Below are 8,843 nucleotides of genomic sequence, written 5' to 3' on the forward strand. Positions count from 1 at the left end.
TGTACGCTGGTGCGGGCAATGCCGCCATCTACTACGGCCTCGGTGTCACGGAGCACAGCCAGGGCAGCACCATGGTGCTCGGCATCGCCAACCTGGCCATGGCCGCCGGACAGATCGGCCGGGACGGCACGGGCGTGAACCCGCTGCGCGGTCAGAACAATGTGCAGGGATCCTGCGACATGGGATCGTTCCCGCATGAGCTGCCCGGCTACCGCCACATATCCGATCAGGCGGTGCGTGCACAGTTCGAACAGGCATGGAACACCTCGCTCGATCACGAGCCGGGCATGCGCATTCCCAACATGCTCTCGTCGGCGGTGGCAGGTTCGTTCCGCGGCCTGTTCGTGCAGGGCGAAGACATCGCGCAATCCGATCCCAACACCATTCATGTCACCGACGCCCTGCGCGCGATGGACTGTGTGGTGGTGCAGGACCTGTTCCTCAACGAGACAGCGAAGTACGCCCACGTGTTTCTGCCTGGCACGGCGTTCCTCGAGAAAGACGGCACCTTCACCAACGCCGAACGTCGTATCAATCGCGTGCGGCCGGTGACACAACCCCGCACTGGCATGGCCGAATGGGAAGTGGTGTGCCGGCTGTCCACCGCCATGGGTTACCCCATGGCCTACGACAACGCCTCGCAGATCATGGACGAAATCGCCGCACTCACCCCCACGTTTGCCGGCGTGTCGTTTGCTCATCTCGACCGCGTGGGCAGCGTGCAGTGGCCCTGCACCACGGCCAAGCCGCTGGGCACGCGAGTCATGCACGAGGAGGGCTTCGTGCGTGGCAAGGGACGCTTCCTGGTCACGCAGTACGTACCCACCGACGAGCGCTCCACCCGCAAGTTTCCATTGCTGCTCACCACGGGCCGAGTGCTCACGCAGTACAACGTCGGCACGGCCACCCGTCGCACCGCCAATACGGTATGGCACGACGAGGACGTGCTGGAGATCCACCCGCACGACGCGGAAGTGCGCGGCGTGTCCTCGGGCGACGGTGTGCTGCTCTCCAGTCGCAAGGGCGCCATCACGCTGCATGCGCGTGTGACCGATCGGGTGCCGGAAGGCATCGTGTACACCACGTTCCATCACCCCGAAGCGGCCGCCAACGTCGTCACCACCGAGTTCTCCGACTGGGCGACGAACTGCCCCGAGTACAAGGTCACAGCGGTCGAGGTGCGTCCTGTTGACTGACACCGGCTCCGCGACGGCCGGTGTTCAGACCCGTGCGATCGCTCGCCATGCTCCGGCAGGCACGGTGCACGCCGATACGTGGGGAATCGCGGTGGAAGCGCCCGTGGCCATCACGATCAACGAGACACCGTGGACCGTCATGCTGGCCACGCCGGCCGATCTCGAGGACCTCGCCATCGGGCTCGCAATCACCGAACGCATCGTGCCCCATGTCGCGGCGATCGTGGGAATACAGCTCTCGGAGGCGCTCGGCGAATACACGGTGCAGTTGACGGTCGACGCCACGCGACTCGACACAAACGCCCTGCGCGCCCGGTCGTTGCTTGGCAACACCGGCTGCGGTCTGTGCGGCATCGAATCTCTCGCCGCGCTGCATGCACGCCGGACCGAATCGTTGAGCGTGAAGGTGGTGGAAGATCCTGCCATTCACCGGGCCCTGCGCGAGCTGGCGGCGCACCAGCCACTCAACGCCGAGACACATTCGGTGCATGTAGCGGCATGGTGCACCATGGAGGGGGAGATTGTACTCGTGCGCGAGGATGTGGGCCGTCACAATGCCCTGGACAAGCTGGTGGGTGCCGTCCTGCGAGCCGCTTCGGCGCAAGCCCCCGGCTTCGTGCTCATGAGCAGCCGATGCAGCTACGAGTTGGTATACAAAGCCGCCGCACTCGAGGCCCAATTGCTGGCCACCATCAGTGCTCCCACGACCATGGCACTCACCTGGGCACATGAGCTTGGCGTGCCGCTGGTCTCCACCATGGGCCGCGGAGACGCACTCGAGATCGTACGGTTCCCGCACGAGGCCACGGTGGCTGATCATGTCTGAGAGCGACGTGATCCGCATGGTCAACCAGATCGCGCTGTTCTTCGCGCCGTACCCCGAATCAGACGCGATCGACGGTATCCACGATCACATGATGAAGTTCTGGCCACCGGCCATGCGCCGCGAACTCGCCTCGGTCATCCAGCGTTCCCCAGGACCTCCGGCCGAGCTGCATCCATTGGCGTTGCTGGCCGCGCAGCGCCTGAGCGTCGCACCACCCGCATAGCCACCACGTGACGCGGAACGACATCACGGGCATCGTCCTCTGCGGTGGTCGTGCCACCCGCATGGGTGGCGTAGAGAAAGCGCTGCAAACGATGAACAGCCGCGCTCTCGTTGCACATGTCCTGGAGCGACTGACGCCGCAGGTGAGCGCGGTGATCGTGAGCGCCAATCGGGAACGCGAGGCGTATCAGGCACTGGGTGTGCCTGTCGTGCAGGATATCACCACCGGTATCGGTCCCCTGGGTGGCCTCCAGGCGGCCTTGCAGGCCGTGCACACTCCGTGGTTCTTCTGCTGTCCAGGAGACGCGCCCTTCCTCGACCGCCAGGTCGTTGAGCGTTTGGGCGCTGTGGCTGAAAACGATGGCTGCACGATGGCCTTCCCGCACGATGGCCTGCGCGACCAGCATCTCTTCCTGCTCGGCCGCGTCGATATCGGTGGCAAGCTCAATGCCTACCTCGCGGGTGGAAGACGGTCGGCACACGGGTTCGCGGAATCCGCACAGGCCTGTCGTGTTTCGCTCGCCGACATCGCCGACAGCTTTCTCAACATCAACGCACTGCCAGAGCTGCAAGCAGCGGAGATCCTGGCACGCGCCAATCAAAAATAGCGAAGCCGCTCCGGCACCATCCCGAAGCGGCTTCACTCGATCGCGGTCAATCGATCAGATCAGATCAACGACTGATATACCGGTTCGTACATCGCGGCCGACACCGCCGCCGCCAGGTCATCCGGGCGCGTCGCACGAGCCAGGCCACGGTCGAACGCGATCTTTGCCACCTCGATGGCGATGGCACGCGACACCTCACGGATGCGTGTGAGGCTCGGATAGATCCGGCCCATCGCCAGATCCTCAGGCGACACCAGATTGGCCAGTGTGCGCGCAGCGATCGCGAACATCTCGTCGGTTACGCGGGTGGATTCGCTGATGATCACACCAAGGCCCACACCAGGGAAGATGTAGGCATTGTTCCCCTGCCCCGGCACATGTGTGCGTTCCTTGTGCGTCACGGGCGCGAACGGGCTGCCGCTGGCAAACACCGCCCGTCCATCGGTGGCCACGTAGGCCTCACGCGCCGTGCACTCCGCCTTCGATGTCGGGTTGGACAGCGCCATGATGATCGGACGCGGATGATTCGCGGCCATCGCGGCCAGTACACCGGGCGTGAACGTGCTCGGCTGACCCGACACACCGATCAGGGCATGCGGCTTGAGCTGTTCCACCGCCTGCTGCAGCGACGCCACCGGGGCATGCTCGTGGGCGAACCGTCGCTTGTGATCCTGCAGGTCCGTGCGTGAATCCACCACGAGCCCACGCGAATCCATGAACCAGCAGCGCTGCCGTGCCTCGAGCTCGGTGAGCCCTTCGGCCATCATCTCCTGCACCACGAGATCGCCGATACCAATGCCAGCCTCGCCGGCGCCGAGGAACATCAGGCGCATCTCGCGCAGCGGGATGCCCGTGAGCTTGGCCGCCGAAAGCAGTCCGCCCAGCGTCACCGAGGCCGTACCCTGAATGTCGTCGTTGAACGTGCAGGTACGGTCACGCCACTTCTCGAGCAGCGTGAATGCGTTGTGGTTGCCGAAATCCTCGAACTGCAGGCAGGCGAGCGGGAAACGCTCCTTCACCGCCTCAACGAACTCGTCGAGCAACTCGTCGTAAGCTTCGCCGCGCAGGCGCGGATCGCGCACGCCCATGTAGGCCGCACTTTCACGCAGTGCCGTGTTGTCCGTGCCCACATCGATGGTGATGGGCAGGCACTGATGCGGCGACACACCGGCGCACGCCGTGTACAGCGTCAGCTTGCCGATGGGGATGCCCATGCCGTTGGCGCCGAGGTCGCCAAGGCCGAGGATGCGTTCGCCGTCGGTGACCACGATCATGCGCACATCATCGTGCGGCCAGTTGGCCAGCACATCACGCACACGACCGCGATCTTCCGACGTGACATACAAGCCGCGGCTCCGGCGGAAGATCCGGCCGAACTCTTCACAGGCCTGTCCCACCGTCGGCGTGTACAACACCGGGAGAAACTCCTCGAGATTGTCCATCACGAGGCGGTAGAACAGCGTCACATTGCGATCGTGCAGGGCGACCAGATACGCGTACTGATCGATGGGCGTGGGCCGAGCTCGGACGCCGGGCAGGATGCGATCGAGCTGCTCCTCCTGCGTCATCACGCGCGGCGGCAGCAGGCCGCGCAAGCCGAAGGCGTCACGCTCGGCGGCCGAGAACGCCGTCCCCTTGTTGAGGACGGGGTCATTCAGCAGCGTGGCGCCGCGTTTCGGTTGTAGTGGTGCAGTCACGACTTCTCCAGGTGTCTCAGAGCCGCGCCAGGGCCCACCCAGGCGCGATGGTCAACACAGCCGTGGCCAGCAGACAGAGCACACCCGCCACGCGGGCCAGTGCCTGTCCGTTGCCAGTTGTCCGAGCCCCTTCGCCGGCGCTCATGAACATCCGCTGGATGACGCGCAGATAGAAATACAGTCCGAGGAAGCTGCCGATCAGACCGAGCACAGCGTAGGCGCTGTATCCCGCGGCAACCACCGATCGAAAGATAAGGAACTTGGCCGTGAATCCGGGAAGGGGAGGCAGGCCAGCCAGCGACAACATTGCCACAGCAATGAGAGAAGCGGCCAGCGGATCCCGGTGAAACAGGCCATCCAGACGGTCGAGTCTGTCGCGCTCTTCGTCGGTGGCGGCCGTGGGGACCACAGCGAATGCCAGCAGGTTGGCCGCCGCGTAAACGACCACGTAAAACGTGATCGCTTCGAGGCGTCCGGACGACGAGCCCAGCAACGCGTAGAACAAATAGCCGGCATGCGCGATCGACGAGTACGCGATCATCCGCCGGAGACTCTGCTGCCGGATCGCGGCGATGTTGCCCCACACGATCGACACCAGCGGTAATGCGGCGACGATGCCCACCAACGGCCCGGTAAGCTCGGCGCCGTCGAACAGGCGCCAGGCCACCAGCATCACGCCGCCCTTGGACAGCGTGGCCATGAAAGCGGTGACAGGGATGCTCGCGCCCTCGTACGTATCCGGTGCCCACGCGTGGAACGGCACCACCGCGCCCTTGAGGAACAGTGCCGACACCACCAGCACGAGCGCAGTGCGCGTCAGCGGGTCGGTGGCCGACACCGACTGCGCGAACGCCGCGACCGAAAGCGATCCAGTCTCGCCGTAGATCAGCGAGAGACCCATGAGGAACATCGCCGAGGCGGCGCCACTCAGGACGATGTACTTGAGCGCGGATTCCGCAGACGCTGGCCGGCGGAAGGCGAGCACGATCAGCGCGTACACCGGAATCGACATCAACTCGAGACCGAGGAACAACACCAGCGCACTCGCCGCCGACGGCAACAGGCTCATGCCATAGAGTGACGACAACAGCAGGATGGAAAACTCACCATCCTCGAATTCGGTGCGTGACATGAGCAGCACGGGCACCGCGAGCAAGAGCAGCATGCCCTTGGTCATGAGTACTGGCGGCGTCACCACGAACTGCCCCGGGAAGGGCTCCACTGTGGTTCCTGCTCCGCCAAGCCAGAAGGCGGCCCCCGCAGCGGCCAACACCGACAACACGGCAACCGGCAACACGAGTGTGCGTCCCTGGCGCAGCAGCACCGTGATGATGGCGGCCACGATGCCACCGAGCAGCAGGTGCTCGGGCAACATGCCCAGCAACGCGTCGTTAGTTGGCATGGCCACCTCCCACCTGCGTCGCGGTCAGGCGAGTCTGGAATGCCTTGGCCGCGAGTTCAGTCTTCCGCAACGCGCCATCCGGAAACAGACCAAGGGCGAAGATGGAGATCACCAGAATGCCCAGAATGCTGCGTTCGCGCAGCGAGAGATCATGCAACGGGGTGTGCGGAGCCTTGACCGGTCCAAACAGGAAGGTCAGCGCAAAGCGCAGCATGTAGAGGGCGCCCAGCACCACGCCGGTCACAGCCACCACCGCCAGCACGAGTGGCAACTGGTTGCCATCGAGATGCTGGGGCCAGGCCGCATTGAAGGCGCCCAGCAGCACCATGAACTCGCCGGTGAAGCCACTGGTCGTGGGCAAGCCCACCGACGCCAGCGTGAAGATGATGAAGAACACACCATACACGGGGATCTGGCGCGCCAGCCCGCCGTAGGCCGACAGCTCGCGTGTGTGGCAGCGCTCGTACACCATGCCCACGAGCAGGAACAGACCCGCGGCCACGAGGCCGTGACTCACCATCTGGATGATCGCGCCCTGGATGCCCGCCAGATCGAGACTGAGCAGACCGAGCATCACGTACCCAAGATGACTGATCGACGAGTAGGCGATGATCTTCTTGATGTCGTTCTGCACCAGCGCGAGGCAGGCCCCATACACAATGCTCACCACCGACAACGTCATGAGCACGGGCGTGAACACACGCGTGGCATCCGGGAACAGCGGGAAGCCCAGCTTGATGAAGCCGTAGGTGCCCATCTTGAGCAGCACCCCGGCCAGAATCACCGAGCCGGGTGTCGGCGCCTCCACGTGAGCGTCAGGCAGCCAGGTGTGCAGCGGAACCATCGGCACTTTGATCGCGAACGACAGAGCAAAGGCCGCCAGCAGTGTCACCTGCACATCCAGCGGGAGCTGGGCCTGCATGAGATCTGCAAAGGCAAACGAGGCCACGCCACCCGCGTTCTGCAGCGACTGCACCAGGTAGATCAGCGCCGCCAGCATGAGGATGCTGCCGAACGCCGTGTACAGCACGAACTTGATCGTCGCGTAGCTGCGTCGCGCGCCGCCCCAGATGCCAATGATCAGGAACATCGGGATCAGCATCGCTTCCCAGAACACATAGAACAGGAACAGATCCTGGGCGAGAAACGCACCCATCATGGCGAACTGCAGGAGCAATACCATGACATGGAATAGCGTCACGTCCCGCTCGATGGCCGTCCACGCGCCAAGCACCACCAGCGGACCGAGAAAGCCCGTCAGCAGCACCAGCAACACGTTGACGCCGTCCATGCCGATCGCATAGGACACGCCCCACTCCGCGATCCACGGCACCGACGTGGCGAACTGCAGTCCGCTCACCGTGGCGTCGAAGTGCGCGTACAGCATCACGGTCATGAGGAACTGCGCGGTCATCACACCCACGGTGACCATGCGTACCGCCGCCCCATTGCCGCGCGGCAACGCCAGCAGACCGGCCGCGCCAAGCAGCGGCAGGAACAACACCCAGTTCAGCAGCATGGCATCAGACATGGCGCCAGCTCCAGAGCACGACGCCCACAAGACCCGCCACCACCATCAGGCCATACACGTGCAGGCTTCCCGTCTGCACGCGAGCGAACAGCGCGGCCATGCGATGGGCGGCAGCCCCCAGGCGGTTCAGCGTGCCGTCCAACAGCATCCGGTCACCGCCCTTGAGCAGCACATTCTCCGAGATCCACACCAGCGGACGCCCCAGCACCCGATCATAGAGCTCGTCCACGAAGTACTTGCCACTCAGCAAGGCATGCAGCGGAGCAAAGGTGCGAGCGAGCGCCTGAGGTCTGGACGCTGGTCCGCTGTAGAGGAACACCGCCAGCCCCACCCCGCCAAACGCCAGTGCAATGGAGACGTACAGCAGCGTGTGTTCATAGTGCTCCAGCGCCGGCACCACCTGTGGCAGTGGCAGTTGTGGCTCGAGGAAGTGCGGCACCCCGATGTAGCCACCAACGATGGACAGCAGCGCGAGCACGCCCAGCACGCCCGTCATCGACAGCGGCGACTCGTGCACATGGTGCTCCACTTCGTGGCTCATGCGCGAGGCGCCAAAGAACGTGAGCCACAACAGTCGCGTCATGTAGAACGCCGTCATCAACGCGGTCAGCGCGGCGAGCCCCCACATCCACGCCGCGCCACCTGAGGCGCTGGAGAAGGCGTACCAGAGGATCTCGTCCTTCGAGAAGAAACCAGCCAGCCCGGGAATACCGGCAATGGCGGCTGTGGCAATGGCAAACGTCCAGAACGTCACCGGAATGCGGGTGCGCAGCCCGCCCATCTTCCGGATGTCCTGCTCGCCGCCAAGCGCATGGATCACGCTGCCCGCGCCAAGGAACAGACACGCCTTGAAGAAGGCATGCGTCATCACATGGAAGATGGCTACGCCATACGCACCCACGCCGAGCGCCAGGAACATGAACCCGAGCTGCGACACGGTGGAGTAGGCCAGCACCTTCTTGATGTCGGTCTGCACGAGTGCGATAGTCGCGGCAAAGAACGCTGTCAGCACGCCGATCACGGCCATCACCTGTGACGCATCGGGGGCCAGTACATACACCCCCGACATGCGCGCCACGAGATACACACCCGCCGTGACCATGGTGGCGGCGTGAATGAGCGCCGACACTGGCGTCGGACCGGCCATGGCATCGGGCAGCCATACGTACAGCGGGATCTGCGCAGACTTGCCCGTGGCGCCGACGAACAGCAACAGTGCCACGAGACCAGCCGAAATCATCGCGCCCTGCCCCGCCGCCAGCGCACCGTTGATGGTGTCCATGTCCAGCGTGCCGAACGCGCGGTACAGCAGGAACATGCCGAGCAGAAAGCCGGCGTCACCGATACGGTTGGTGATGAAC

At 64.4% G+C, this 8,843-nt stretch carries 8 protein-coding genes; 4 read left to right on the forward strand and 4 right to left on the reverse strand.

From position 1 onward, the window contains the following. The 4 genes from VGE27_RS04555 to mobA all read left to right on the forward strand — a co-directional run. Positions 1 to 1,196 (forward strand): molybdopterin oxidoreductase family protein (locus VGE27_RS04555; RefSeq protein ID WP_331048448.1); only part of this gene is annotated, 1,196 nt, incomplete at its 5' end. Further along, a complete protein-coding gene (gene fdhD / locus VGE27_RS04560; RefSeq protein WP_331048449.1) occupies positions 1,189 to 2,022 on the forward strand; it encodes a formate dehydrogenase accessory sulfurtransferase FdhD in 834 nt (277 codons plus the stop codon). The genes VGE27_RS04555 and fdhD, both read left to right, overlap by 8 nt. Next, positions 2,015 to 2,245 (forward strand): formate dehydrogenase subunit delta, encoded by a 231-nt coding sequence (locus VGE27_RS04565; RefSeq protein ID WP_331048450.1) that lies wholly within the window; start codon positions 2,015 to 2,017, stop codon positions 2,243 to 2,245. Before fdhD ends, VGE27_RS04565 begins: the two co-directional genes overlap by 8 nt. Positions 2,246 to 2,252: 7 nt before the next feature. Then, complete coding sequence (gene mobA, locus VGE27_RS04570; RefSeq protein ID WP_331048451.1) at positions 2,253 to 2,852, forward strand: molybdenum cofactor guanylyltransferase MobA; 600 nt, start codon at positions 2,253 to 2,255, stop codon at positions 2,850 to 2,852. Between the two features lie 59 nt (positions 2,853 to 2,911). On the opposite strand, the gene VGE27_RS04575 is transcribed toward mobA, so the two are convergent. From VGE27_RS04575 to VGE27_RS04590, 4 genes are all read right to left on the reverse strand, one after another. After that, positions 2,912 to 4,549: an NAD-dependent malic enzyme gene (locus VGE27_RS04575; protein ID WP_331048452.1), complete on the reverse strand. Its 1,638-nt coding sequence runs from the start codon at positions 4,547 to 4,549 to the stop codon at positions 2,912 to 2,914. A 16-nt stretch (positions 4,550 to 4,565) separates the two neighbouring features. After that, positions 4,566 to 5,951 (reverse strand): NADH-quinone oxidoreductase subunit N, encoded by a 1,386-nt coding sequence (locus VGE27_RS04580; RefSeq protein WP_331048453.1) that lies wholly within the window; start codon positions 5,949 to 5,951, stop codon positions 4,566 to 4,568. Further along, entirely contained in the window at positions 5,941 to 7,482 is a 1,542-nt protein-coding gene (locus VGE27_RS04585; protein ID WP_331048454.1) for an NADH-quinone oxidoreductase subunit M, read from the reverse strand. The genes VGE27_RS04580 and VGE27_RS04585 overlap by 11 nt, the downstream gene beginning before the upstream one ends. Next, on the reverse strand, positions 7,475 to 8,843 hold a 1,369-nt coding region (locus tag VGE27_RS04590; RefSeq protein WP_331048455.1), incomplete at its 5' end, for an NADH-quinone oxidoreductase subunit L. The genes VGE27_RS04590 and VGE27_RS04585, both read right to left, overlap by 8 nt.

This window comes from Gemmatimonas sp., from assembly GCF_036405635.1.
GTDB lineage: Bacteria > Gemmatimonadota > Gemmatimonadetes > Gemmatimonadales > Gemmatimonadaceae > Gemmatimonas.